The following is a 25,869-nucleotide window of genomic DNA, read 5'->3' on the forward strand; positions in this document are numbered from 1 at the left end:
GCCCCTGAGGGCGCCGGAGGCTCAGCGCTCGCCGCTACCCGCGTCCGTCGGCCCGTCGTCGGTCGTGTCGTCCGTCGACGCGCCGTCCGCCGTGCTGCTCGGGGGCTCGGCGTCCCCCGTCCCCTCGGCGGCGCGGAAGATCTCCTCGAGCGCGCGGTCGACGTCGGCCTCCTCGATGCGGGTCACGGCACGCCGGCTCTCGTAGCCCGCGGGGTCGTCGAGGTCGGTCGCGTCGGGCAGGAGGTCGGGGTGGTCCCAGACGCCGTCGCGGGCGCTCGGGCCGGACTGCGCGGCGATGAGCGCCCACAGGGCCGCCGCGTCGCGCGAGCGACGGGGACGCAGCTCCAGCCCGACCAGGGTCGCGAACGTGTGCTCGGCGGGACCGCCCGCGGCACGCCGGCGGCGCAGCATCTCGCGCAGCGGGACCGCGTGCGGCAGGTGGGGGAGGGCCGCGGCTGCCGTCACCTCGTCGACCCAGCCCTCGACGAGCGCGAGCGTCGTCTCGAGCCGCAGGAGCGTGGCCTGCTGCTCGGGAGTGTTCTGGAGCCCGAAGACGCCGCCGGACAGGGCGCGCTGGAGGGCGCCCGTGTCGGTGAGGTCGACGTCGGAGAGCTGCGACTCGAGCGCGGACAGGTCGATGGTGATGCCGCGCGCGTACGCATCGACCAGGCTGCGCAGGTGCCCGCGCAGCCACGAGACGTGCGTGAAGAGGCGCGCGTGGGCCGCCTCGCGGAGCGCGAGGAACAGGCGGACCTCGTCCGCGGGGGCGTCCAGCCCCTCGGCGAACGCCTCGACGTTCGTCGGCAGGAGGACCGTCCCGGGCTGGTCGAGCAGCGGCAGCCCGACGTCGGTGGCCCCGAAGACCTCGCGCGACAGCGTCCCCGCCGCCTGGCCCACCTGCATGCCGAAGACGGCCGCGCCGAGGCGCTGCATGAGCGCCGCGGGGTCGCCCGGCATCCCGAGCGCGCCGGCGGGGAGCCCGGGCACCTGGCCCGGGAGCGTGAACCCGACCCCGGGCAGCGCCGACGGGTCCTCGCCGAGGCCCTCCGGGAGCTGGTCGCGCAGGACCGTCGCGAGCGCGTCGGCCACCGACGCCGCGACGGGCGCGACGAGCTCGTTCCACGCCGGGAGCGTGTGCTCGACCCACTCGGACCGGCTCCAGGCCTGGGCACGTCCGCCCGACGGCGGGAGGTCGGTGACGGCGTCGAGCCACAGCTCGGCCACGGACAACGACTCCGTCACGGCGCGCTGCTGCGCCGCCGTGACGGAGGGGTCGCCCTCGGCGACGGCGACCTGGCGGGCGACGTCGTGCGAGACGTCCGTGTTCACCGGGCCGTCGCTCGGCGTCGACAGGAGCCGCTGGACCTGCGCGAGGACGTGCTGGAAGAGCTGGGGGTCCGCCGCGCCCCCGGCGGCGAGCGCCTGGGGGTCGAGGCCGCGGGCGCGCAGCTCGCGCAGCGCCTCGTCCGCGTCGGGTCCGAGCATCGAGCGGAGCAGCTCCTCGAACCGCGGGTCGAAGGGCGTGTCGTCGTCCGGTCCGGGCGTGCGGTCGGGGGGAAGGCTGCTCATGGCGACTCCTCACGGTAGCGTCGGTGATCACCGTAACCACGATCGACCGCCGAGAACGGGGGCTGGGCCATGTCCGAGGGCCGGGTTCGCTCACGGCGCAGCGACGCGGTCCCGGGCGGGGGACGACCGCCGGGCGACCCGGGGGAGGCCCCCCGGTCCGAGCCCGTGAGGCCGCCGGGAGAGCCCGTCGTGGTCGTCGGCGTCGGGCAGGTCGCCGGCGCGGTACGTCGCGGGCTGGGCGCCGCCGACGCGTCGCCCGTCGACCCCGAGGGGTGGCCCGACGGCGCGCGCCGGCTCGTCGTGGTCGCCCCGGCGGGGGAGTTCGGGGCGCCGCGCGCGAGGACCGACGCCGAGCAGCGCGCCCGGCTGGCGCTCCTCGGGAGGCGCGCGGGCGAGGCCGCGGTCGCGGCGGGGATCGAGCACGTCGTCGCCGTGACGTCGGCCGCGGTGCACGGGGCGACGCCCGGTCGCGCGGTGATCGAGGACGACGACCCGGTCGCCGTCGACGACGGACCGGGGTTCGCGGGGGACGTGGCCGCGTTCGAGGACGCGCTGCGCGAGGCGGTGGGCGGGGTGCCGCTCGGGCTCGTGCGGCCGACCGTCGTCGTCGGGCCGGGGATCGACACGCTCCTCACGCGGCACTTCGAGGCCCCGCGTCTGCTCACCGTCCGCGGCGGGGAGCGCACGTGGCACCTCGTGCACGTCGAGGACGTCGTCGCCGCGGTGCGCGTCGCGGTCGACGGTGGGCTCGTCGGCGGTCTGACGGCCGGCCCGCTGCGCGACGGGCTGCCCGACGCGCTGGACTCCGAGACGGTGGCGGCGGCGGCCGGCCTGCGCACGGTGCAGCTCCCGCCCGCGACCGCGTTCGGCGCCGCCGAGCGGCTGCACCGCGTCGGGGTGCTGCCGTCGCCGGCGAGCGACCTCGCGTTCGTCGTGCACCCGTGGTCGGTCGCGGCCGGGCGCCTGCACGACGCCGGGTGGACGCCGGCCTGGTCGGGCGCGGCGGCGCTGGAGGTGCTGCTCGCGGAGGTGCGCGGCCGGGTGGGCGTCGCGGGGCTCCGGTTCGGCGGTCGTGACGCGGCGGCCCTCGGCGCCGCGGGAGCGGCGGTCGCGGTCCTGGGGACCGCGGCGGTCTGGCGTCAGGCGCGGTCGCGCCGCCCCTGACGGTGCGCCGTCGGGTGCCGGTCGGCAGCGCCCGGGACGAGTGGGCGCGGCCGGCAGGGAGATCCCAGCATCCTCGGGGATGATGTCCCGGTGAGCGACGCCCCCTCCTTCGACGCCCTCCTCACGGAGGACGAGCACGTCCCGCCGCCCGTGACCCGACGGTCCCTGACGTTCGGCATCTCCCTGCTCGCGACGACGCTGCTCGTCGCGGGCCTCGCGATCCTGCCCGCGCCCTACGCGGTGCGGTCGCCGGGGCCCACGGAGGACACGCTCGGCGAGCAGGACGGCACGCCGCTCATCTCCATCACGGGCGCCGAGACGTTCGACTCGACGGGGGAGCTGCGCCTGACGACGGTCTCCGTCGCGGGCGGACCCGGCTACCCGGTGAACCTCGGTCAGGTCGTGCAGGGCTGGTTCGACCGGTCGCGCAGCGTGCGTCCGGTCGAGGAGGTCTTCCCGACGGGCCGCACCAAGGAGGAGACGGAGCAGCAGGGCCAGGCCGAGATGATCTCCTCGCAGGAGAACGCGACGGTCGCGGCGCTCACCGAGCTCGGGTACGAGGTGCCGGCGACGCTCACGGTCGAGGCGGCGGTCCCGGACAGCGGGTCGGACGGGGTCGTCGAGCCGGGCGACGTCATCGTCGCGCTCGACGGCGCCCCGGTCCCGACGTACCAGGACCTCATCGACGGGCTGGCCGCCGTCGACCCGGGCGCCGACGTCACCCTCGGCGTCCTGCGCGACGGCACGGAGACCGACCTCACGGTGACGACGACCGACGGCGGTGACACCGCGCTGCTCGGCGTGTTCATCGACCCGACCTTCGACTTCCCGGTCGACGTGTCGATCCAGATCGAAGACATCGGCGGCCCGAGCGCCGGGACGATGTTCGCGCTCGGCATCGTCGACCAGCTCACGCCCGAGGACGAGGCGAACGGCGTCGTCATCGCGGGCACGGGCACCATGAGCGTCGAGGGGGACGTCGGCCCGATCGGCGGCATCCAACAGAAGCTGTACGGCGCCCTGCGCGACGGCGCGACGTGGTTCCTCGCGCCGCAGGCCAACTGCCCGGAGGTCGTGGGCAACGTGCCGGACGGCCTGCACGTCGCGGCGGTCTCGACGCTGGCCGACGCCCGCGCGGCCATGGAGGCGATCGGCGCGGGCGAGGGCGACTCCCTCCCGACGTGCGAGGCGCGCGGCTGACGGGCGCCGCTCGCGTCAGTCCTCGAGCGTCGCGCGCAGCGCGGTGACGAGTCCCGGGACGAGGTCCGGGCCGCCCGCGACGTCGGTCGCCGAGTCGTGCGCGCGCGACCGGACCGCGCACCAGGCCGGACCGTCCCGCAGCACCCCGACGGCGAGGCGCACGTCCTGCCGGTCCGGGTGCGACGTGAGGTAGTCGAGCGCGGCGTCCGGGTCGTCGGGCACGCCCTCCTCGGCGGTCGGGGGCAGGACGATCCGCTCGACGACGAGCGCGGCGCCGTCGACCGTGGCGGGCCACGCGACGCGCGCGAGCCCGTCCTCGAGGTCGCCGTCCACGGCGAAGCCCTCCTGCTCGATCGAGAGCAGGTGGTGCGGGTCCGCGGAGGCCGCGGCGACGACGTCGGGCGGCAGGCGGTCCGCGAGCGTCGGGTCCGCCGCGAGCGCGCCGGCCGTGGCGACGAGCGCGAAGAGCCGCGGCGGGGCGTCCCAGCCGGCGTCCGCCGCGTGCACCTCGATCTCGTGGACGGCGAGCGCGAGGGCGTGCTGCGGCGTCGGGCCGCCGGGCGCGACCGGGTCGGGGCCGGAGCCGGGTGCGGGAGCGGGGGAGGGAGCGGCGTCGTCAGGCTGGGGCATGCCCCCATGGTCCCCCATCGCGCCGTCCGGCGGCGGACGGTCGGCGACCGACGTGACGTCCCCCACGAGGCCCCGGACCGTGGGAACCTTGGGGGAGGACCGGGCGTTGACCCCGGTGCACGCCCGAGCCACGACCGAAGAGGTATACCCACCGTGTCATTCGCCGCAGCGCCCCGCCGGCCGTCCCCCGGGGCGCGGCCCGCCCGGCGCCGGAGCCCGATCGGGATCGCGATCGCCGTCGTCGGCGCCCTCGTGGTCCTCCTGCTCCTGCTCGCCCAGTTCTGGACCGAGGTGCTGTGGTTCCGGCAGCTCGACTTCGCGAACGTCCTGTGGACGCAGTGGGGCGCGCGCATCGCCCTGTTCGTCGGCGGGTTCCTCGTCATGGGCGGGCTCGTCTTCCTGTCCTTCTCGATCGCGTACCGGTCCCGGCCGATCTACGCGCCGTCGACGCCCGAGCAGGCGACGCTCGACCAGTACCGCGAGGCGATCGAGCCGCTGCGCAAGGTCGTCATGATCGTGGCGCCCGCGCTCGTCGGCTTCTTCGCCGGCGCGGCGGCGGCGTCGCAGTGGCAGACCGTCCTGCTCGCGCTCAACTCGGTCCCGTTCGGCACGACGGACCCGCAGTGGGGCATCGACCTGTCCTTCTACGTCTTCACGCTGCCGGCGCTCCGGTTCGTCGTGAGCTTCCTCATGGCGGTCGTCATCATCGCGGGCATCGCCGCGGTCGCGACGCACTACCTGTACGGCGGGCTGCGCATCGGCGGCGGCTCCGACGCGGGCCCGCGCACGACGACGGCCGCGCGCGTCCAGCTCTCGGTGACCGCCGCGCTCCTCCTCGTCCTCATCGGGGCCAACTACTGGCTCGACCGGTACTCGATCCTCACCTCGGGAGGCGCCAAGTTCGACGGTGCGTCGTACGCCGACGTGCACGCGGTGATCCCCTCGAAGGCGATCCTCACGGTCGTCGCGCTCTTCGTCGCGGCGCTGTTCGTCGTGACGGCGGTGCGCGGCAACTGGCGCCTCCCGGCGATCGGCGTGGGCCTCATGGTCGTGTCGGCCATCGCCATCGGCGGCATCTACCCGAGCGTCGTCCAGCGCTTCCAGGTCACGCCGAACGCGCAGGACTTCGAGGAGGAGTACATCCAGCGCAACATCGACGCGACGAAGGCCGCGTACGGGATCGACCAGGTCGAGACCGAGCAGTACAACGCCAAGACCGAGGCGGAGGCGGGCGCGCTGCGCGAGGACGCCGACACCACGGCGTCGATCCGCCTGCTCGACCCCGAGATCGTCAGCCCCTCGTTCAGCCAGCTCCAGCAGAACAAGCAGTACTACCAGTTCTCGAGCTCGCTGTCGGTCGACCGCTACACGATCGACGACGAGAGCCGCGACACCGTCATCGCGGTGCGCGAGCTCAACCAGGACGGTCTGGGCGCCGACCAGCGGAACTGGGTCAACGACCACACGGTCTACACGCACGGCTTCGGCGTCGTCGCCGCATACGGCAACCAGATCGGGCCCGACGGCCGCCCGGCGTTCTACGAGGGCTCGATCCCGTCGACGGGCGCGTTCACCGACGCGGGCGGCTACGAGCCGCGCATCTACTTCTCGCCGGAGGCGCCGCAGTACTCGATCGTCGGCGCCCCCGAGGGCCGCGACGCGTGGGAGCTCGACTACCCCGTCGACGACGAGGGCGGCCAGGTCAACAACACCTTCCCGACGCAGGACGTCCAGGCGGGCCCGAGCGTCGGGTCGTTCATGAACAAGGTGCTGTACGCGCTGAAGTTCGGCTCCGAGCAGATCCTCTTCTCCGACCGCGTCACCGAGGAGTCGCAGATCCTCTACGACCGCAGCCCGCGCGACCGCGTCGCGAAGGTCGCCCCGTACCTCACGCTCGACGGGCGCGTGTACCCGGCGGTCGTGGACGGCCGGGTCAAGTGGATCGTGGACGGCTACACGACGTCGAACGCCTACCCGTACTCGACGTCGGAGTCGCTCGAGGACTCGACGCGCGACTCGCTCGTCGCGGCGAACTCGGTCGAGGCGCTCGCGCCGCAGCAGGTGAACTACATCCGGAACTCGGTCAAGGCGACCGTGGACGCGTACGACGGCTCGGTCGACCTGTACGCGTGGGACGCCGAGGACCCGGTGCTCCAGGCGTGGACCCAGGTCTTCCCGAGCTCGGTCAAGCCGATCACGGAGATCTCCGGCGACCTCATGAGCCACCTGCGCTACCCCGAGGACCTGTTCAAGGTGCAGCGCACGCTGCTCGCGAGCTACCACGTGGACGACGCGAACGAGTTCTTCTCCGGCCAGGACTTCTGGCGCAGCCCGGAGGACCCGACGGCGAGCGGTCAGGTCAAGCCGCTGCAGCCGCCGTACTACCTCACGCTCCAGATGCCGAGCCAGGAGGCGCCGACGTTCTCGCTCATGTCGACGTACATCCCGGGCGGCGGCTCGGACCGCAACATCCTCACGGGATTCCTCGCGGTGGACGCCGAGCCGGGCAACGAGGCGGGAGTGCGGTCGGAGGACTACGGCACGCTGCGTCTCCTCGAGCTGCCGCGCAACGCGACGGTCCCCGGACCGGGTCAGGTGCAGAACAACTTCAACACCGACCCGACCGCCGCCGACGGCCTGCTGGCGCTGCGGCGCGGTGACTCGACCGTCATCAACGGCAACCTCCTCACGCTCCCCGTGGGTGGCGGCCTGCTGTACGTCCAGCCGGTCTACGTGCAGTCGACGGAGGGCACGCGGTTCCCGCTGCTGCGCAAGGTGCTCGTGTCCTTCGGTGACGAGATCGGCTTCGCCGACACGCTCGACGAGGCGCTGGACCAGGTGTTCGGCGGCGACTCGGGCGCGAACGCGGGCGACGCCGACGGCGGGGTCGAGACCGAGGTCCCGGACCAGCCGGCCGACGGCGAGACCACCGACCCGGGGACGACGGACCCCGGCACCGAGCCGCCGGCCACCGAGGAGCCCGCGCCGCCGGCCGACGGCGGCACGGTCGACGGCGGCGCCCGCGCCGAGCTCGACCAGGCGCTGCGCCAGGCGCAGCAGGCCATCGAGGAGGGCCAGGCGGCGCTCGCGGAGGGTGACTTCGCCGCCTACGGCGAGGCGCAGGACCGGCTGCAGCAGGCGCTCGAGGCGGCGCTCGCTGCGGAGCAGTCGCTCGACACGGACTCGTCGGGCGGCTGACGAGGACCTCGCGCCGGCGCGACGCACGACGGGCGGGTCGGGACACCTCTCGGGGGTCCCGGCCCGCCCGTCGTCGTGCCGGAGTTGTCATTTCCTGCGCCGACCGGGAGGATCGCTCCTCGTGACATCTGCAACGGTTTGCAGCAATGCTTTCAGCGTCGCGAGCGACACGACCCCGGCCGTCCCCGCGGCGCGCCTGCACCACCCGTCCGGGGCCGAGCTCGTCGTGGCGCTGCGCGGTGCCGCCGTGCTCGCGTGGCGCGCACCGTGGCGCGGGGCCGACGGGACCGTGCAGGTGGAGGACCTCGTCGACGGGTACGCCGACGAGGCAGAGGTCGCCGCGCACGACGCCGCACGGTCCGCGCTCATGGCGCCGTTCGTCAACCGCCTCTCCGGCGGGGAGTACGTGTTCGACGGCGCACGGCACCGCGTGCCCCCCGTCCTGCCGTGGGAGCCCCTCACCATGCACGGGTTCGCCCGCACGCTCGACTGGACGGTCGTCGACCGGGGCGAGGACCCCGCGCAGCCCGCAGACGGGGACCCGGCACGACCGGTGTCGGTCGTGCTGCGCGCGTCCGTCGCCCGTGACGCGTACGCGGGGTACCCCTTCGCGCTCGCCCTCGAGGTCGAGTACGTGCTCGACTCGGGCTCGCTGGGCGTCGCGCTGCGGGCTCGCAACGTCGGTGCGACCGCCGCACCTGTCGCCCTGGGCTGGCACCCGTACCTGCGCGTCCCGGGCCACGACACGATCGACCGGCTCGAGCTCACGGTCCCGGCGCGCCGCGCCGTCGTGACCGACGCCGGGCTGCTCCCGCTCGCGGGGGCGGACGCGTTCGGTGCGATCGACGGTGTCGGACCGCTGCCGCTCGCCGGCGTGCGGCTCGACCACGCGTTCGGCGGCCTGCGCACCGACGCCGACGGCCGCGCGCGGACCCTCGTGCGCGACCCCGCGACGGGACAGGGGCTCGCCGTGTGGCAGGACCGCGGGCTCGTCCACGTCTACACGGGCGACGGCCTGGCGCGCCGCGAGCGGGCCGCCGTCGCGGTCGAGCCCGTCGAGACCCTGACCGACGCGTTCAACCGCCCCGACTGCGCGGCGGACGTCCGGCTGGAGCCGGGGGACGTGCGGGAGTTCGCGTTCGGGGTCGAGGTCCTGGCGTGACCCACGTCTCGTCCACCCGATTTGGCCTGGTCCGGAACCTCACGTAGAGTAGTGATCACCGACGCGGGGTGGAGCAGCTCGGTAGCTCGCTGGGCTCATAACCCAGAGGTCGCAGGTTCAAATCCTGCCCCCGCTACCACGGGAAGGCCCTCTGGCTAGGCGAAATGCCTGGTCAGAGGGCCTTTTGCTTTGCCTCCAGGGAGGTGCTCGGTCCGGGGTGAAAATCCGGGTGAGGGTGCTGCAGGGTGCTGGCGGGTGGGCCCTGCAACGCAGTTTCGTGTGGACTTGCTACCTAGGTTCAAAACGGAACTGGCGATTCCGTAGGGAAACCGGCCTGCGTCCCTGCGTCGGATCGCGGCCCACGGGCACAGGTGCGAGATGACATGCCGGTGTGCGCTGCCTCCGTACCGAGCGCCTCGTCGCCGGTACAACATGCGTCTCGAGACTGGTGTCGTAGGTCACCGATACGCTCCATCCAAGCGCCGCCGTGCAGACGCCGAGGCGTAGGACTGACTACTGGGGGAGCGTCGGCATGGGCATTGGGGCGCAGTGGATTCGTGCTGCACTTCAGGTCAACCCGTTCACGTACGAGGGCCGCAACGCGCCGAAGACCTTCTTTGCGGACGAGGCGACGTACAACGCCGCCCTTCTCGACAAGTGCGACGAGTTGGGCATCGCCTTGATCGCGATCACCGACCACTGGCGAGTCGATTCTGCGCTGGAGTTGATCGCCGCTGCCGAGGCCCGGGGCATCGTCGCGCTCCCGGGGTTCGAGGCGAACTCTTCGGAGGGCATCCACATCCTCGTCCTCTTCGAGGCCGGGACGCCCGTCGCGACGATCAACGCGGCCATCGGGCGCTGCGGAGCCAACCCGGGCTGCGACAACGGCACGCCCGGCGAGCCCTACGCGAAGATCATGGAGCGGATGACCGCCGCTGGGGCACTCCCTGTCCCGGCCCACGTGAACGTGAAGCCCGCCGGCCTGCTGACGACCCGGTCGGGCCAGCCGCTCGCGACGATGATTCAGCACAAGGACCTTCACGTCATCGGTGTCTCGCCCGGTGTCGAGGCGGCGAAGGATCAGGAGGCAGTCGTCGACGGGGCCGGGATATTCGAGCGCGTCCACCCTCTGGCGGTGATCCATGCCGACGACGTGATGGGTCCACGTCAGTTGCAGGATCCCGGTGCGAGCACGTGGTTCAAGGTCAGCTCGCCCTCGCTCGAGAGCCTGAAGCTCGCGGTGCGGACACCCGAGACCAGAATCTCGCTCGGTGATCCGCGATCCACGCCGCGGCCATGCATCAAGAGTGTGTCCTGGGTTGGGGGATACCTCGACGGGGTCAGCGTGCCGATCTCCTCGGATCTGACCGCGCTCATCGGCGGACGGGGCGCTGGCAAGTCGACGGTGATCGAGAGCATCCGCTACGCGCTCGACATCCGGCCGATCTCGGCTCAGATGGCCAAGGACCACAAGGCGATCGTCGACGACGTGCTAAACGCCGGCACGATCGTGCGCGTCGAGGTCGAGAGCGTTTCTCCGACGGTCCAGAGCTACACCATCCAACGCGAGGTGCCTCATCCTCCTGTGGTGCTCGACTCTGCCGGCCAGCGCACGAAGCTCACGCCCGTCGACGCGATTGGAGCCGTCGAGGTGTTCGGCCAGCACGAGCTCGCGGAGCTCGCGGGTGACTCGGGGAGCATCGCCGAGCTTGTCAGGCGCTTCGACGGCTCCGACGGAGAGGACCCGGCGCTGATGGACGTGCGCGAGCGGCTGCGCGTCAACCGCGAAGACCTCAGGCGAGCCGAGGAAGCCAGGACGAAGCTGGAGGACGAGCAGACGCAGGCCGAGCGGCTCGAAGAGCAGCTTGATCGCTATCAGGGCACCGACGTCCCGGGCAAGCTTCGCGGGCACGAGCGGCTCGCACTGGACGACGCCGCCTTCAGCGAGGGGTTGTCTCGCGTGGATGCGGCCAAGCGTGCTCTGGACCAGTATCGGAAGTCCGCGTCGCTGACCGATCTTGTTGCGAGGATCGATGACATCGACGGCGCGCCGCAGGCCGAGCGCCTGTCACGCGTGACGACGGCCCTGGAAGGTCTGCACCAAGCACTGACCGATCTTGGCGTGCAGGCCGCTTCCGCCATCGAGGCCGCACAGAGCGCGATCAGAGAGGCGCGGGTCGACTGGCACGAGGCGACCACCGGCGAGAGGGAGAACTATGGCGAGGTCCTCCGAGAGCTCGCCGAGGAGGGGCTCGATCCTGGGAAGTACATCGCTGCCAAGGCGGAACTGACTTCGGTCAAGGCGTCGAAGCCCCGCTTGAAGGCAAAGGCCGAGGAGATCAAGGAGCTGCTCAACGAGCGCACCGCCATGCTCGACGAACTCCGTGCGCACGAGACGGCCGCCACCGAGCGCCTGCACGCGGCGATCCGGTCAGCGAACGGCGCGACGGATGGCGTCGTGGTGGTCAGGCCGATGCCGACCAAGGATCGTTCCCACGTCATGGATGCCATCAAGGCGAGGGTCAGCGGGCAGAGGACCCAGATCGTCGCAGCGGTGCAGGATCCGGCGTTCTCTCCGCAGGCACTCGCCGAGGCGATCAGAGACGGCGGCGGTGCGCTCGCTGAGCTCGGCATCAAGGGCGCACAGTCGTCGAACCTTGCCGAGGCCGGCGAGGAGCTGGCGCGCGAGCTGGAGGAGCTCACCGTGGGCCCCGCGGTCGAAGTGCTGCTCAGGATCGACGGCGCACAAGGGTTGCGGAGCCTCGACCAGCTCTCGAAGGGGCAGCGAGCCACCGCGCTACTGCTCCTGCTGCTCGGTGCGTCCGATGCGCCCTTGATCATCGACCAGCCGGAGGACGACCTGGACAACAACTTCGTCTACAAGGGAGTGGTCAGGCACCTGCGGGAGCTGAAGGGCAAGCGGCAGATCATCGCGAGCACCCACAATGCCAACGTGCCGGTGCTCGGAGACGCCGAACTCATCGTGGTGCTCGAGAGCGACGGGAGCCACGGCCGTCCATCGGAAGCGGGTGTCGGCTCTTTGGACGACCGCGCGATCCGCTCCCTCGCGGAGAACATCCTCGAGGGTGGCCCCGCGGCCTTCAACGCACGTCATCACCTCTACGGATTCTGACCGACCAGGACCCGCCATGGCCACAGAGGATCGGGCTGGCACTGCAGAGGTACCTGTCGCCGGTCTGGGCGGGGGACTCGCGACCCTCAAGCAGACGACGGACTGACCATGAACCGGGTCTGGAATGAAGGATCGAAGCATGGCAAGCAGCATTGAAGGTGACGTTGCGCGCATCGAGGCGGCTCTCAACACCCCGACGCTGAAGTTGCTGGACCGCAAGTCCGCAGGTGTCGCGATGCCCCTGTTCTCCAACGCGTTCCCCGAGGACGGACAGCCTGTCCCGGTCGAGCAGTTCCATACTCGTGTCGACGCTCTCCTGGACGAGCTCCGCGCTGGCGGCTACACGGTCCCGGCCTCCACCGGGAAGGCCCTGGCGATGCAGTGGGTGCGTGAGCGTTGGCTCTTCCGTGACCCGGGCCGCGGTGAGGAGACCTACCAGCTGACCGGTGACGCGAAACAGGCTCTCGACTACGTTACCCGTGCCACGCGCACGCAACTCAACGTCTCGGTCTCCCGCATCGAGACGATGCGCCGTGTCGTCTCGGAGGCGGCACTCACGGCGAACCCGGACCGCGAGGAGCGCAAGCGCCGTCTGGCCGAGGAGATCGCCCGGCTGCAGGCCGACTACGACTTGCTCGCGTCTGGCGCGGAGTTGCCCGGGTCCTCCGAGGCCGAGCTGACCGAGCAGTTCGCCAACGTGCTGCGCGAACTCGACGGTCTGCCCTCGGACTTCCGTCGTGTCGAGGAAGCCGTGCGCGAGATGCACCGCGTCATCACCAAGCGGTTTCGCGAGGAGGTGAGTCCGGTCGGTGAGGTGGTCGACAGCTACCTCAAGCAGTCCGAGGACCTGCTGACCGCGACTCCCGAGGGGCGCGCGTTCAAAGGGGCCCTGGAGCTATTCCGTAAGCCCGACTGGCTGACCCGGCTGCGTGCCGACCTCGGGATGATCCTCGCCCACCCCTGGGCCGGCACGCTGCTGCCGGACGAGCAGCGTCAGCTGCGCACGGCAGTCGACGTGATCCGCCGGGGCATGACCGACGTCCTCGACCAGCGCCGGCGGCTCTCGGCGACCCTGCGCGAGCACATCGAGAACTACGACCACATCAAGAACCGGGAGCTTGAGGCCGTCCTGCGCGGCATCGACAGTGAGATGCGGACATGGATGCAGTCCGCCCGGCCTCGCGACCACGTCGAGGTCGATCTGATCCCCCAGAACCTCGACATGGCGATGCTCCGGCTCAAGACCTTCGATCCCGCGAGCGAACGCGTGCCGGAACCTCTTGAGGACGTCTCCAACGAGGCACCAGCGTCCCTGTCGCTGGCCGAGATCCGCCAGCAGGGTGGGCCCTCGCTCGAACGACTGCGGGAGCAGATCGAGACGAAGCTCGCCGAGGGTGATCTCGAGTCCGCCGCAACGCTCTTCAACATGTTGCCCGCCGATCTGCGTAGACCCGTCGAGATTCTCGGACTCATCCACCTGTTCGCGCAGATGGACGCCGAGTTCGTCCCGTCTGTGCGTGAGCAGGTCACCGCCATCCGACCCGACGGCAGCGTCCGCCGGTTCCGGATCCCGACATCAACCTTGATGACGACCGGCCCGCAGCCCGAGGGAGACGCACGGTGACCGACAGCCTGACCGACGAGACACAGGGCAATGCCGAGGACGACGCTGCCGACGTCACCAGCCTCGCGCTGTTCGAGGGGGACACGAGCACTCTCTACCCCGAGCAGCGTCGGTGTCTCCATGCACTGCTGAAGCAGCGCTATATCTCGGCCGACCGGTACCCCGAGCAGTGGGCCGTGCTCCTCGACAACCCCGACATCATCGAGAGCCGGCTCAACGAGCTCTTCTTCCGGCTGCGCCTCGACCGTGAGAACCAGGTCGCTTTCAAGTATCCGGCCGTGGTGGACACCGGCGAGTCCCTGCCGTCGTTGCTGCGCGACATGCCGCACACGAAGGAAGAGACGATCGTCATGGTCTTCGTGCGCCAGCGCTTCTTTGCTCAGCGCCAGGAGGGTGAGGACGTGGTCTTCGTCGATCGCCAGGTGTTGCTCGACGAGGTGGCCGACCAGCGCCCTGAGCACGCCACCCACCGCGCAATGGACGAAAAGCGCGCACGCAAGGCGATCGACGGCTTGGCCGCCGCGGGAGTGCTGCTCAAGACTCAGGACCCCGACCGGTTCCGGATCTCACCGATCATCGAGGTCCTCCTGCCGATCGAGAAGCTGCGGAGTCTGTGGACGTGGCTCATGACCCGGAACGGCACCGAGGCCGAGGACGGCAACGCTGAGGCCACGAACGACACCGACAACGACGACGAGCTCGACCTGCTGGCCGAGCTCGAGGAGGAAGACGCATGACGACCGACCTGCTGTTCTCGACACAGCCCGGCTCCGTGATCGACCATGATCAGTGGCGCATCGAAGCCCTGCAGATGGTCAACTGGGGCGGGTTCCACGGTCGTCGCGAGGTGCGCTTCTCCACCGGCTCCACGCTGCTCTCCGGTGCGAGCGGCTCCGGCAAGAGCACGGTGCTCGACGCCTACATTGCGCTCATGATGCCCTCGGACACGCCGTTCAACGGGGCGTCCAACGACGCTGGCGGCGGGCGTGCGCGGTCGAGCGAGCAGCGCAACCTGTTGAGCTACCTGCGCGGCAAGATGGACGAGAGCCGGGTGGCCGGCTCGCACGAGATGCGCGATGAGGTGTTGCGCGGCCGGGACGGCGGCCCCGTCTGGGGTGCGATCGCCGGGACCTTCGTCAACGACAACGGTCGCCGCTACACCGTCGCGCGCATCTACTACGCCAAGGCCGGGGCACGGCTCGGCGGTGAGGTGGTCACGACCTATGCGACCTTCGACGGCTACCTCGACCTGACCCGCCTCGAGGCGCTGGCGTCGACCCACTTCGACAAGCGCTCGCTCAAGGCTGCGATCCCCGGTCTTCTCACGCACACCAGCTTCGGGGAGTTCGAGAGCACGATCCACACGCGTCTGGGCATCGGTGACGGCGGAGACGGTGGTCGCAAGGCCATGCGTCTGCTCGCCCGGGTCCAGGCCGGCATGCAGATCAGCCGCGTCGACGGTCTCTACAAGAAGATGGTGCTCGAGAAGCCCATCACCTATCAGGCCGCCGACGATGCCCTGGCGCACTTCGCGGACCTGGAGGCCTCCTACACGAAGATGGTCGACGAGGCGGCCAAGGTGAAGACGCTCGAGCGGCTGCCCGGGTTGCAGCACGACCTTGCCGACGCGGAGACCAAGGCGCTGCTCATCGCCCAGTTCGGCGCTGACGACGCGGGGTCGTCGCCCTTCCAGCTCTGGCGACTGCGCACGGAACGGGGGCTCCTCGACACGGCGGTCACCCACAACCGGCGTGATCACAGCTCCACGACCACGGCGTTCGAGACGGCCAAGACAGAGGAAGCCGATCTCCGTGCGCGGCTGGCTCAGATCGCCAAGGACAAGAACGCCCATGGTGGTGCGGCGATCGAGGAGCGTCGCACGGAGATCGATCGCCTCACGCGCAGCCGCGAGACGGTCTACCAGGCCAACATCCGCTTCCAGACGCGGACCGAGCCCATCAACCTCGTCGTGCCTGAGACTTCCGAGCAATTCGCCGAGGCGCAGGCCGCTGCGACGGAGTTCCTGGCGGGCTCCGACGAGCGCGAGACCGCCCTCCGGGCCGAGGAGGAGACCGTCCGGGAGGAGGAGCTCGCCCCGCTGACCACCAGGCAGCGCGAGCTCCTCGATGAGCGGAGGTCCCTCCAGGGGCGTGCCGGGGCGGTCCCGCAGGGCCTGCACGACGCCCGCGTCCGCATGGCTCAGGCCGCGGGTCTCGATCCGATGGAGGACCTTCCGTTCGCCGCCGAGCTCATCGACGTCCTGCCTGACGAGGAGTACTGGCGCACGGCCGTGGAGACCACCCTGGGCGGTATCGCGCGTACGGTGCTCGTCGACCGCCGCACGCGCAATCGGCTCTCCTCGGCGATCGATGGTGTGTCGATCCGCCCGCGCATCAGGTTCCAGGCGGTCACCTTGGCCGAGCACGAGGAGTGGCGGGGCGACCCCTCCTACGTCTCGGGCAAGCTCGCGTTCAAGGACTCACCCTTCTCGCACTGGCTCCAGGACCGTGTCACGGCCCCTGGCATCGACCACCTGTGCGTGGCCGACGCCGCGTCGCTCGACGGTCCTGGCTCACGTGTCACGCCTGCAGGGCAGACCCGTGACGGCGACAAGGGCGCGCACGGCAAGTCCGGCGACGGCTCCATCATCGGGTTCTCCAACGAGCGCCGACTCGCCGACATCGAGACCCAGCTGGCCGAGTTGGACCCGCAGATCGTCGCCGTGCGGGGGCGGATCACGGCGATTCAGGCACGCCTGACCGACCTGCGCGCACAGAAGGCCGCCCACGTCTTCGTCCAGGACACGACCTGGTCGGAGATCGACCACCTCGGCATCAACCGGCGCATCGCCGAGCTCGAGGTCGAGATCCGTCGGCTCCGCGAGGCCAATGAGATCCTCGACGCCCTGGAGGCTGAGGAAGAGCGGCTAACGCCGCTGCACGACAAGGCGAACAGCGCCAGGGTCCTGGCCGAGAGCCGCCTCACCGAGCTCGACAAGACGTGGGGTCGCCTCTGCGACTTCCAAGACACCGTCCAGGACGCCATCGACGCGATCGAGGACGGACAGACGGTCACGGTCACCGACGCGCAGCAGACCTACCTGGACGCGTTGTTCGCGAGCAACTGGGACATCACCAACCTGGACGCGTTCAGCTCGAACATCAAGGCCCTGCGCCGTCGGCTGGGCGACGAGGCCGTCTCCGCGCAACGCGCTGTACGTACGGCGACCAACGCGATGGAGGGCATGTTCGAGGCGTACCAGCAGCAGTGGCGCGATCCCAATCTCGGTGTTTCTGTGCTCTCGGCCGACGGCTACCGCGAGATTCTCGACCGGATCCGCTCCGAGGGCTTGCACGAACGCCGCGACACCTGGAAGCGCCAGTTCGCCGCCTGGTCCAGTGACGACCTGTTGCGGCTCAGCGAGACCTTCGACACGGCGCTGGACGACATCGAAGACCGCCTGCGACCGATCAACCGGATCCTGGGGACCTTGCCGTTCGGCGGCAAGGGCGTGCTGCAGATCGACCTCCGCCGTCTCCAGAGCCAGGAGTTGGGCGAGTTCCGCCGTGACCTGCGGGACCTGTCCTCGGGGCTGGCCCTTGAACTGACGGAGAAGGAGCTCGAGTCCCGGTTCGCGCGCCTGCGGGAGTTCATGAGCCGCATTGCGGTGACCGAGGGCACTACGAAGGCGTCGTCGAAGCGCGACAAGTACCTCGACGTTCGTCAGCACGTCGTCATCACCGCGGTCGTGCTCGACGAGAACGGGCAGGAGATCGCCATGCACGACTCGCTCGGCGAGAAGTCCGGTGGTGAGACCCAAGAGCTCGTCGCCTTTATCGTGGGCTCGGCCCTGCGGTACCAGCTCGGCGACGAGACGCGCGCCCGCCCTCGGTTCGCCCCGGTATTCCTCGACGAGGGCTTCGTCAAGGCCGACAGCGAGTTCGCCGGCCGCGCCGTCACCGCCTGGCAGAACCTCGGGTTCCAGCTCATCATCGGCGCACCGTTCGACAAGGTCACCGGTCTCGAGCCCTACATGGACCTCGTCCTGGAGGTCACCAAGAGTGCGAAGGGCTACTCATTCGTCCATGAGCTGGTCGACGACGAGGGCGAGGTATGAAGACACCGGAGACCGTCGTTGGAGACGTCCGCCGACGGCTGACAAACCGCTGGCACGAGCACGTCGTGGGGGACACGAGCGCCTTCCCGCACGCCTTCCCCCTTGGACGCCCCACCACCGCCGACCTGAAGTCCGACTACGCGGCCGTTCACGCACAGACCGTCGTGTGGCAGGACTGGGCGCGAAGCAATGGCATCGTCCTCGATTATGAGAGGCGGCAGGCCAAGGGAGGGAGCACGCAGAGCGTTCCCACCCACGTCCACGTCGAGTCGATCGACCAGGCGGCCGCCATCGTCGGCGAGCAGTGGCCGGAACGGCTGCAGCGTGCCCGCGCTCGGTGCGCCGTCCTGGTCGGGCGCTTCCCACGCGTCCCCGACATGGGGCGCGTGCTCCGGCTCGTGGACGGCTACTCCGCGGTCGACTTCAAGCTGCTCCTTACAGTCGCCCAGTGGTATCGCGACGACCCTGCACGGGTCAGCCTCGGGGTCACGCCGCGCCAGGTGCCCCTTCCCGGTGTCCACGCGAAGTGGCTGCAGAACCACCGTGCCAGCGTGCTCGCTCTCACAGGGCTCGATGACCTCGGGCTTCTCCCCGCCCACCCTGCTCGCATCCACTTCACCTACCTCGACCCCGAGCACCGGGCCGCCGGCGGACGTGTCCACGACTCGGCGACGGTCGGGGACAGCGTCACGCCGGCGTACGCACCCCAGGTCGTCGTCATCTCGGAGAACAAGGACACGGCGATCCACTTCCCGGCTCTCGCCCGGGGGATCGCCGTCGAGGGTGTGGGCAAGGGCGGAAAGACTCCGGCGGCCTTCCCCTGGATCCGCGATGCACCGGTCGTCGTGTACTGGGGCGACATCGACAAGGACGGCTACGAGATTCTCGACGGCTACCGTGCCGACTTCGGTCGTGACATCGACTCGATCCTCATGGATCCGGCGACTTACGACGAGTTCGAACAGTTCGGCACCGACCACGACCAGCACGGGAAGCCACTGATGCCCGATACGCCCAAGTTGGTCGAAACTCTGCATGCGGGCGAGCGCGAGGTCTACCTGCGCGTGCTCGACGCGTCCCACGCCGGTCACCGACGCATCGAACAGGAGCGGATCCCGCTCGACCGCGCGCGCGAAGCCGTTGCGCTGATCTGCGGGCCGTCTACATAAGTGCGCAACGCGGCGCGGGCAAGGCGGTCACGACCAGCCGGAAAATGCGCGTCTGAGCGGGAGGTCGACTGCCCGTCTCCGCCCTGGGTACGGTCCGGTCTACTTGATGGTCGCCAGTAGGTCGGCAGGGTGTGCGTCGAGTCCTCGGCCTAGCTTGACGATCACGTCGAGGGTCGGGTTTCGCCGGCCCCTCTCAATGGCGCTCACGTACGTGCGGTCGAGACCCACATGGTGAGCGAACGCCTCCTGCGAGGCCCATCCGCGATCCAGGCGCAACTGCCGCACCCGGTCGCCAAATGCCTGGCGATGATCCGGAGCGCTCATGTCGTCAAGCGAACCGTTGTGATGACTAAGGGTCCACGGACTATGAGTCACATCTGCTCGTCGCGCAGTTCGACTGCAGGCGAGCGCCGCGGCCGTGAGACTCTGCCCGGGGCATTGAGGTGCGTCTCCGCCGACAGATGTTCCACCGTCGCTCTGTCGTTGGACTGACTGTGGAGGTGAGTGAGTGACGCGGAGAGTGTCAGCCGTCCGTCGCGTCAGTTCCCGGCTGGGGACGGGGCGTCGGGCAGCGGGATGCGGGCTGCCCTGCCCACAGCAGAGGCGGCCGTCTACATCGGTCTCGCGCCGACAACGTTGAAAAAGTGGCGGGTGACCGGCGCGGGGCCTCCATATGTGAGAGCGTTCAGGGCCGATTCTGGCTTCACAGGGCCTATGCGGATATAGCACCTCAAATAACCCAGAGGTCGCAGGTTCAAATCCTGCCCCCGCTACTCAGAAGGCGAAGGCCCTCGATCTGATGATCGAGGGCCTTCGTTGTGCGCACGGGTCCGTCCGTCGTGCCGCGGTCCGCGCCGACGCCACGTCGCCTGTGACGCGACCCACCCCGCCGCGGGGCGGCCGGGGGAAGCCACGGCCCACGGCCCGGCGTTATCGTCAGTGGCCGGCGCCCACGACTCCCCAGGGCGCCCGACACCCGGAAGGTCACCATGCGCCGTCTGCGTCCCCGTCCCGCCGTCCTCACCGCCGTCACGGCGGTCGCCGCGCTCGCGCTGACGGCCTGTTCCTCGGGAGGCTCCGACGGCGGCGACGCCGCGAGCCCGAGCGGCAGCGCCTCGGGCGACGCCGCGCAGTGCGAGCCCGGCGCGCTCCCGACGCTCACCGACGGCGTGCTGACCGTCGGCGCGGGCGAGGCGTACGCGCCGTGGTACATCGGCGAGCACGACTCGGGCGAGGGCTTCGAGTCGGCGCTGATCTACGCGGTCGCGGACCGCCTCGGCTACTCGGCCGACGACGTCGTCTGGGAGACCGTGACGTTCGAGCAGATCATCAGCCCGGCCGTGAAGCCGTTCGACGTCGCCGCCTACCAGACGTCGATCACCGACGAGCGCAAGCAGGCCGTCGACTTCTCCAGCCCGTACCTCACGACGCGCCAGGGCGTCATCGTCATGGAGGACGGCCCCTACGCGGGCGCGACGACGCTCGCCGAGCTCGACGGCGCGCGCATCGGCGTGACGGCCGCGCAGACGAGCCTCACGCTCGCGGAGGCCGCGTGGGGCGAAGACGCGGACATCTCGCCGTACAACGCGGCGGGCGACGGCATGCAGGCGCTCCAGTCCGGCACGATCGACGCGATGGTCATGGACGTCGACCAGGGCGTCGCGGCCTCGACCGAGTACTTCCCGGACTCCGTGGTCATCGGCACGCTGCCGGACCAGGGCGTCGTCGAGCAGTACGGGCTCGTGCTCGACCTCGACTCCGCGCTGACCGACTGCGTGACCCAGGCCGTGGACGAGCTCGAGGCCGACGGCACGCTCGCCGAGCTGCGCACGACGTGGCTCAAGTCGGACGACATCCCCGTCCTCGAGTGACCCGGCCGTGACCGTGCCCGACGACGCGCGCCCGCCCGGGCGGGCCGGGACGCCCGACGGCGGCCCGGGGGTCGCGTGGACGCCGTCGCCGCTCGCGCTCGACCGCGCGGCGTTCCGGCGCGCCCAGCGCCGCCGCTCGCTCCTCGTGGCGCTCGCGAGCACGGTGCTCGTCGTCGCGGCGGTCGTGCTCGTCGTCGTCAACGCGCCCGGCTGGGAGCGCGCGCGGACCGCGTTCTTCGACCCGGCGATGGCGTGGGCGTCGCTGCCCGCGATCCTCGAAGGGCTGTGGCTCAACCTGCGCGTGTGGGTCGTCGCGGGCGTCGTCGGCACGCTGCTGGGGCTCGGGCTGGCGATCGCGCGCACGAGCCGCATCCCTGCGCTCTTCCCGCTGCGCGCGTTCGCGATCGGCTACGTCGACCTGTTCCGCGGGGTGCCGCTCCTGCTCGTCCTGCTGCTCGTGGGCTTCGGGCTGCCCGCGCTGCGGCTGGAGTGGCTGCCGACGTCGGGCGCGTTCCTCGGGGCGCTCGCGATCGTCCTCACCTACACCGCCTACCTCGCCGAGGTGTTCCGTGCGGGCATCGAGTCGGTGCACCCGTCGCAGGTCGCGGCCGCGCGCTCGCTCGGCCTCACCCGCGCGCAGACGACCCGCCGCGTCGTGCTGCCGCAGGCCGTGCGCAACGTCACCGCGCCGCTCGCGAACAACCTCGTCTCGCTGCAGAAGGACTCGGGCCTCATCTCGGTGCTCGGCGCGGTCGACGCGATCCGCGCGGCGCAGATCGCCACGACGGGGAGCTACAACTTCACGCCGTACGTCGTCGCGGGGATCCTGTTCTTCCTCGTGTCGTTCCCGCTGACGCGGGCGGTCGACGCGTACCAGGCGCGCCGCGGCTGGGGCCGGTCGCTCGCGACCGTGAGCGGGGCGGGGGACATCCGATGAGCGCATCCGTCCGGCCGCCCGCCGCGACCCGCCAGGACGCGGGCCCGGACCACCTGCTGTCGCTCCGCGGGGTCCGCAAGACCTTCCCCGCCGCGGGCGTCCCGGGCGGGCGGCGTGTGGTGCTCGACGGCATCGACCTCGACGTCGACGCGCACCGGTGCGTCGTGCTGGTGGGGTCCTCCGGCTCGGGCAAGTCCACGCTCCTGCGCGTGGTCAACCTCCTCGACGAGGTCGATGACGGCCAGATCCTGCTCGACGGCGAGGACGTCGCCGACCCGCGCCTCGACGCCAACCGGGTCCGGGCGCGCATGGGCATGGTCTTCCAGGCCTACAACCTCTTCCCGCACCTCACGGTGCTCGACAACGTGACGCTCGCGCCGCGCCTCGTGCACCGGCGGGCGCGCGCGGAGGCGGAGGCGGCGGCCGTCGAGATGCTGGGCCGGGTCGGCCTGGGGCACAAGGTGAGGGCGTACCCCGACCAGCTCTCGGGCGGCGAGCAGCAGCGGGCCGCGATCGCGCGCGCCCTCGTCAACGGGCCGGAGCTCCTCCTGCTCGACGAGGTGACCTCGGCGCTCGACCCCGAGCTCGTCGGCGAGGTGCTCGACCTCCTCGCCGAGCTGCGGGGGGAGGGGCGCACGATGGTCGTCGCGACGCACGAGATGGGCTTCGCCCGCCGCGTCGCCGACGAGGTCTGCTTCCTCCACGAGGGCCGCGTCCACGAGCGCGGCACCCCGGATCAGGTGCTCGGCGACCCACAGCGCGAGCGCACCCGCACATTCCTCCGCCGCCTCCACGCATGACCCGTCCCCCCCGGGGCCGCCGAACACGACATGAGGGTCGTTCTGAGCGTCTTCGCGGCCTTCAGGTCGTGTTCGACGGCGCGTGGTGTCGTTCTCGTCGACCAGTGCGCCCGGGCAGGGCGACCCTGCGGGCGGCTGGTAGGGTCGCGCGCAGCGTCGCGTGCTGGTGGCGGACCACGTCAGGCATGGAGGCGCCGAACCCGGAAGGGGGAGCCGTGACGGCACGGACCCTTTCCTCGTTCCTCACCGGTGAGTGAGGGCGAGAAGACCAGGCTCGTGGCCTGGTACGACGAGATGCAGACGGTGCACGGGCGGCTGAGGCGCGCGTTGGCGCTGGTGCGCGAGGCGGCAGCCGAGGCGGACGAACCGCCTGGCTCTCGGCGACCCGGAGCAGACCCGCCCCCTGGGGCGCGACCCGGCGCCGGGACGAGGGTCGCAGCGCACGACCGCCCGGCACGGGACGGCGGGGCGCAGGGGGCCGGGCACGACCCGGCGCCCGCCACGGACCTGCTCGTGTGGTGCCGGGGGTTCTGCACCGCGCTCACCCGGCACCACACCGCTGAGGACGCCGTGCTCTTCCCCGAGCTGGAGCGTCGCCATCCCGACCTGGCCGACGTGCTGCGGCGCCTGCGCCAGGACCACGGGATGATCGCGTACCTCGTCGCCGACCTCGAGCACGCGCTCGACCGGACGACGGACCCTGAGGCGTCGCGCGACGCCGTCGGGCGTCACCTCGACGGCGTGGGCGCGATCATGGAGTCGCACTTCCGGTACGAGGAGCGCGCGCTCGGCGGCGTCCTCGCCGCGCTCGACCTCGTGGCGTCGCGCGACGACGTGCTCGGTCCGCTCTGACGGGCACGGTCGGGCGGCACCGCGCGGTGCCGCCCGACGCCGGCCTGACGCCAGCCCGACGCCGGCCTGACGCCAGCCCGACGCTGGCCTGACACCAGCCCGACGGCGGCCAGACGGCGGCCCGACGGCGGCCCGACGGCCGCCTGGTACCGGCCGTCTCGCGACGGCTGCTCAGCCGCGCAGGACGAGCACCGCCGTGGCGACGACGGACGCGGACGCGAGGAGCGCGTACGGCCAGACCCACGTCCGCCGCCCGGCGACGCGCAGCACCACGGCCACCGCGAGCGCCGCCAGGGCGAGCACGGGGCCGTCGACGAGCGGGGCCAGGTCGACCGAGACGCGCAGGGTCTCCAGGAGCTGCGGGGGCAGGGGGATGAGCGGCGCGCTCTGCCGGGCAGCGCCGTCGGGCACGAGCCACAGCGTGCGCAGCACGGCCAGGACCGCGAGCAGGCGCGGCAGCGCGCGCAGGAGCGCGCCCCCGATCCGGGACCGGGCCACGGGCGACGACGCCGCGGACCGCGAGGACGCTGCCGACCGCGACGACGCTCTGGAGCGTGACGACGCCCCGGCCGTCGGTGCCGCGGGCTGCTGCGGCGACGCGGGGAACGCGGGATCGGTCTGCTGCGCGACGGAGGGCGGCGGGGCCGGGGCGCTCGTGACGGCCGCGCCCGTGATGCGCGGCCGAGCCGACCGCGGTGTGGGACCCAGGTGCTGGACCGGGCTCCGGCGCGGCGGGACCGACGGTGGGACCGGGCGCCCGACCTGCGTGGCGACGAGGTCGGGGGAGTCCATCACCCGGGTCCCCGCGACGGCCGCGGGCGCAGGCTCGGCGGGGGCCGCCCCCGACGGCGGTCGGCCCAGCGTGGGGACCCGCCGGACGGCTACCGGCCAAGCACGTCCGCCCGCCGCGCCGCGCCCCGGGACGCCGTCGGGCTCGTCGGTGCGCAGCCGGGCGACGCGGACCACGGGCGCGGGCCGGGCCGGCGTCACGTGCGGCGGGCGACGGTACGCCCGCCACCCGCGCAGGGTGTCCGGGTGCCCGGCAGGAGGGGTGGCGGCCTGCCACTGCATCGCCTGCCAGAGCCAGTCCTTGAGCTCGGCGGGGGTCCGCCCGTCGGCGACGTGCGCCCCGATGCTCGCCACGTGGTCGGCGATGACCTCCGAGGCCGCGCCGTCGAACCCGTCGCCGTGCACCTCGGCGAGCACGCTCATGAGCGTGGCGTCGTACACGAGGGCGTGCCACGGCTCCCGGGTCCGACCCACGACGGCGTCGGTCCCGGTCGGCGCGTCCTCCGCGGGCGGCCCGGGCCGGACGGGTGCTCCGGTCGCGGCGGACAGCCCGGCGACGGGGCCGAGCGCCCGCTCGGCCGCGGTGGCGCCGTCCGCCACGATCCGCTGCGTGAGGAGCAGGGTGTCGTCGGCGACCTGCCCGGCGAGCCGGGCGCGGAGCACCGCGGCGACGCTCTCGAGCGCGGGACGGTGGTTCGGCTGGTACCGCGTCATCGACAGGATCAGGTCCTGCAGGTGGGGGTCGATCTCGGGCAGCTCGGCCGGGGACGGGGCGAGCTCCATCCCGGCCGGCACCCCGACGAGGTCGTCCGGCACCTCGCGCACGAGGTCCTCGGCCTCGAGGTCGCGGCCGAGGAAGTTCAGGTCCGCCGGCACGACGCCCGTGCTCGCGAAGATCAGCAGCAGCCCGAGCGCGTAGACGTCCGAGCGGGGGTGCACGCGCCGGGCGAACAGCTCCGGCGCCATATACGCGAGCGTCCCGACGGGCTGGGTGGACGTCGCGGTGTCGAACAGCTTGGCGATGCCGAGGTCGATGAGGACCGCGCGGTCGCCGTCGACCATGATGTTGGCGGGCTTCAGGTCGCGGTGCACGCAGTGCTGCTCCTGCAGCACGAGCAGCGCCTCCGCGACCTGCGAGGCCAGCCGCAGCGTCTGCCGCCCGTCCAGCGGGCCCGACGCGCGGACCTGCTCGCGCAGCGTGGTGCCCGGTACCAGCTCCATGGCGAACCACGGCTGGTCGTCGTCCAGACCCGAGCGCACGAACGCGGGGAAGCCGCGTCCGCCCACGGCCTCCAGCAGGCGCGCCTCCTGCGTGAAGCGCTCGCGCGAGCCCTCCTGCAGGCCCGTGAGCACCTTCACGGCCACCTCCGCGCCGCCCGCGTCCGTGGCACGGTAGACGTGCGCGAACCCGCCGTGCCCGAGCACCTCGCCGAGGGTGAACGGGCCCCGGCGGTCGCCGCTCGCCGGCACCTGCCGGACGGGTCGCCGGGGCAGCGGCGCGGGCGACGGCGGGCTCGGGTGGGTGTCGTCGTCGGTCGCCGCCGGGAGGACGGACTGCTCGGGGCCGGGCATGGGCGCAACGTTACAAGCGCGCACGTCCTGGACGTAGCAGACAAACCCGTTCTGGACTCCGCTCGCCGCGGCGCCGCCACCT

At 71.8% G+C, this 25,869-nt stretch carries 17 protein-coding genes and 1 tRNA gene; 14 read left to right on the forward strand and 4 right to left on the reverse strand.

Annotated elements, in window-relative coordinates:
- Positions 1-21: 21 nt before the first annotated feature.
- Positions 22-1,569 (reverse strand): zinc-dependent metalloprotease, encoded by a 1,548-nt coding sequence (locus ABWU78_RS10775; protein WP_353707901.1) that lies wholly within the window; start codon positions 1,567-1,569, stop codon positions 22-24.
- 165 nt (positions 1,570-1,734) lie between these two features.
- On the opposite strand from ABWU78_RS10775, the gene ABWU78_RS10780 reads away from it, so the two are divergent.
- Together ABWU78_RS10780 and ABWU78_RS10785 are read left to right on the forward strand one after the other, a co-directional pair.
- Positions 1,735-2,733, forward strand: coding sequence for a nucleoside-diphosphate sugar epimerase (locus tag ABWU78_RS10780; protein WP_353707902.1), 999 nt, complete (start codon positions 1,735-1,737; stop codon positions 2,731-2,733).
- A 90-nt stretch (positions 2,734-2,823) separates the two neighbouring features.
- Entirely contained in the window at positions 2,824-3,933 is a 1,110-nt protein-coding gene (locus ABWU78_RS10785) for a YlbL family protein (RefSeq protein ID WP_253050947.1), read from the forward strand.
- 15 nt (positions 3,934-3,948) lie between these two features.
- Here the strand turns inward: ABWU78_RS10785 and ABWU78_RS10790 are convergent, their stop codons facing one another.
- Positions 3,949-4,563: a PPA1309 family protein gene (locus ABWU78_RS10790; RefSeq protein ID WP_439158339.1), complete on the reverse strand. Its 615-nt coding sequence runs from the start codon at positions 4,561-4,563 to the stop codon at positions 3,949-3,951.
- Positions 4,564-4,716: 153 nt separating this feature from the next.
- Between ABWU78_RS10790 and ABWU78_RS10795 the strand changes: the two genes are divergently transcribed.
- The 8 genes from ABWU78_RS10795 (at position 4,717) to ABWU78_RS10830 (ending at position 18,966) form a co-directional block, all read left to right on the forward strand.
- On the forward strand, positions 4,717-7,761 hold the full coding sequence (locus tag ABWU78_RS10795; protein WP_253050950.1) for a UPF0182 family membrane protein: 3,045 nt from the start codon (positions 4,717-4,719) through the stop codon (positions 7,759-7,761).
- A gap of 121 nt (positions 7,762-7,882) precedes the next feature.
- Entirely contained in the window at positions 7,883-8,923 is a 1,041-nt protein-coding gene (locus tag ABWU78_RS10800) for an aldose 1-epimerase (RefSeq protein ID WP_253050951.1), read from the forward strand.
- Between the two features lie 62 nt (positions 8,924-8,985).
- Positions 8,986-9,062: transfer RNA gene (locus ABWU78_RS10805), tRNA-Met, on the forward strand.
- A gap of 393 nt (positions 9,063-9,455) precedes the next feature.
- The gene (locus ABWU78_RS10810; protein ID WP_439158340.1) at positions 9,456-12,056 is read left to right on the forward strand and encodes a TrlF family AAA-like ATPase; all 2,601 of its coding nucleotides are present in this window, start codon (positions 9,456-9,458) and stop codon (positions 12,054-12,056) included.
- A 139-nt stretch (positions 12,057-12,195) separates the two neighbouring features.
- Positions 12,196-13,680, forward strand: coding sequence for a DUF3375 family protein (locus ABWU78_RS10815; protein WP_439158341.1), 1,485 nt, complete (start codon positions 12,196-12,198; stop codon positions 13,678-13,680).
- Positions 13,677-14,417 carry a DUF4194 domain-containing protein gene (locus tag ABWU78_RS10820; protein WP_439158342.1) on the forward strand — a complete coding sequence of 247 codons (741 nt, stop codon included), beginning with the start codon at positions 13,677-13,679 and terminating at the stop codon, positions 14,415-14,417. Before ABWU78_RS10815 ends, ABWU78_RS10820 begins: the two co-directional genes overlap by 4 nt.
- Positions 14,414-17,797 carry an ATP-binding protein gene (locus ABWU78_RS10825; RefSeq protein WP_439158343.1) on the forward strand — a complete coding sequence of 1,128 codons (3,384 nt, stop codon included), beginning with the start codon at positions 14,414-14,416 and terminating at the stop codon, positions 17,795-17,797. The genes ABWU78_RS10820 and ABWU78_RS10825 overlap by 4 nt, the downstream gene beginning before the upstream one ends.
- Entirely contained in the window at positions 17,794-18,966 is a 1,173-nt protein-coding gene (locus ABWU78_RS10830; protein ID WP_439158344.1) for a Wadjet anti-phage system protein JetD domain-containing protein, read from the forward strand. Before ABWU78_RS10825 ends, ABWU78_RS10830 begins: the two co-directional genes overlap by 4 nt.
- Positions 18,967-19,065: 99 nt before the next feature.
- On the opposite strand, the gene ABWU78_RS10835 is transcribed toward ABWU78_RS10830, so the two are convergent.
- Positions 19,066-19,290 (reverse strand): helix-turn-helix domain-containing protein, encoded by a 225-nt coding sequence (locus tag ABWU78_RS10835; RefSeq protein WP_439158345.1) that lies wholly within the window; start codon positions 19,288-19,290, stop codon positions 19,066-19,068.
- Between the two features lie 665 nt (positions 19,291-19,955).
- On the opposite strand from ABWU78_RS10835, the gene ABWU78_RS10840 reads away from it, so the two are divergent.
- The 4 genes from ABWU78_RS10840 (at position 19,956) to ABWU78_RS10855 (ending at position 23,426) form a co-directional block, all read left to right on the forward strand.
- Positions 19,956-20,837 carry an ABC transporter substrate-binding protein gene (locus ABWU78_RS10840; protein WP_439158346.1) on the forward strand — a complete coding sequence of 294 codons (882 nt, stop codon included), beginning with the start codon at positions 19,956-19,958 and terminating at the stop codon, positions 20,835-20,837.
- 7 nt (positions 20,838-20,844) lie between these two features.
- Positions 20,845-21,774, forward strand: a complete 930-nt coding sequence (locus ABWU78_RS10845; RefSeq protein WP_439158347.1) for an amino acid ABC transporter permease — start codon at positions 20,845-20,847, stop codon at positions 21,772-21,774.
- Entirely contained in the window at positions 21,771-22,574 is an 804-nt protein-coding gene (locus tag ABWU78_RS10850; RefSeq protein ID WP_439158348.1) for an amino acid ABC transporter ATP-binding protein, read from the forward strand. Before ABWU78_RS10845 ends, ABWU78_RS10850 begins: the two co-directional genes overlap by 4 nt.
- A 294-nt stretch (positions 22,575-22,868) precedes the next feature.
- Positions 22,869-23,426, forward strand: a complete 558-nt coding sequence (locus tag ABWU78_RS10855; protein ID WP_439158354.1) for a hemerythrin domain-containing protein — start codon at positions 22,869-22,871, stop codon at positions 23,424-23,426.
- Between the two features lie 171 nt (positions 23,427-23,597).
- Here the strand turns inward: ABWU78_RS10855 and ABWU78_RS10860 are convergent, their stop codons facing one another.
- Entirely contained in the window at positions 23,598-25,787 is a 2,190-nt protein-coding gene (locus ABWU78_RS10860) for a serine/threonine-protein kinase (RefSeq protein WP_439158349.1), read from the reverse strand.
- Positions 25,788-25,869: the final 82 nt, after the last annotated feature.

The sequence above is a fragment of the Cellulosimicrobium sp. CpK407 genome, assembly GCF_051844275.1.
Classification (GTDB): domain Bacteria; phylum Actinomycetota; class Actinomycetes; order Actinomycetales; family Cellulomonadaceae; genus Cellulosimicrobium; species Cellulosimicrobium cellulans_G.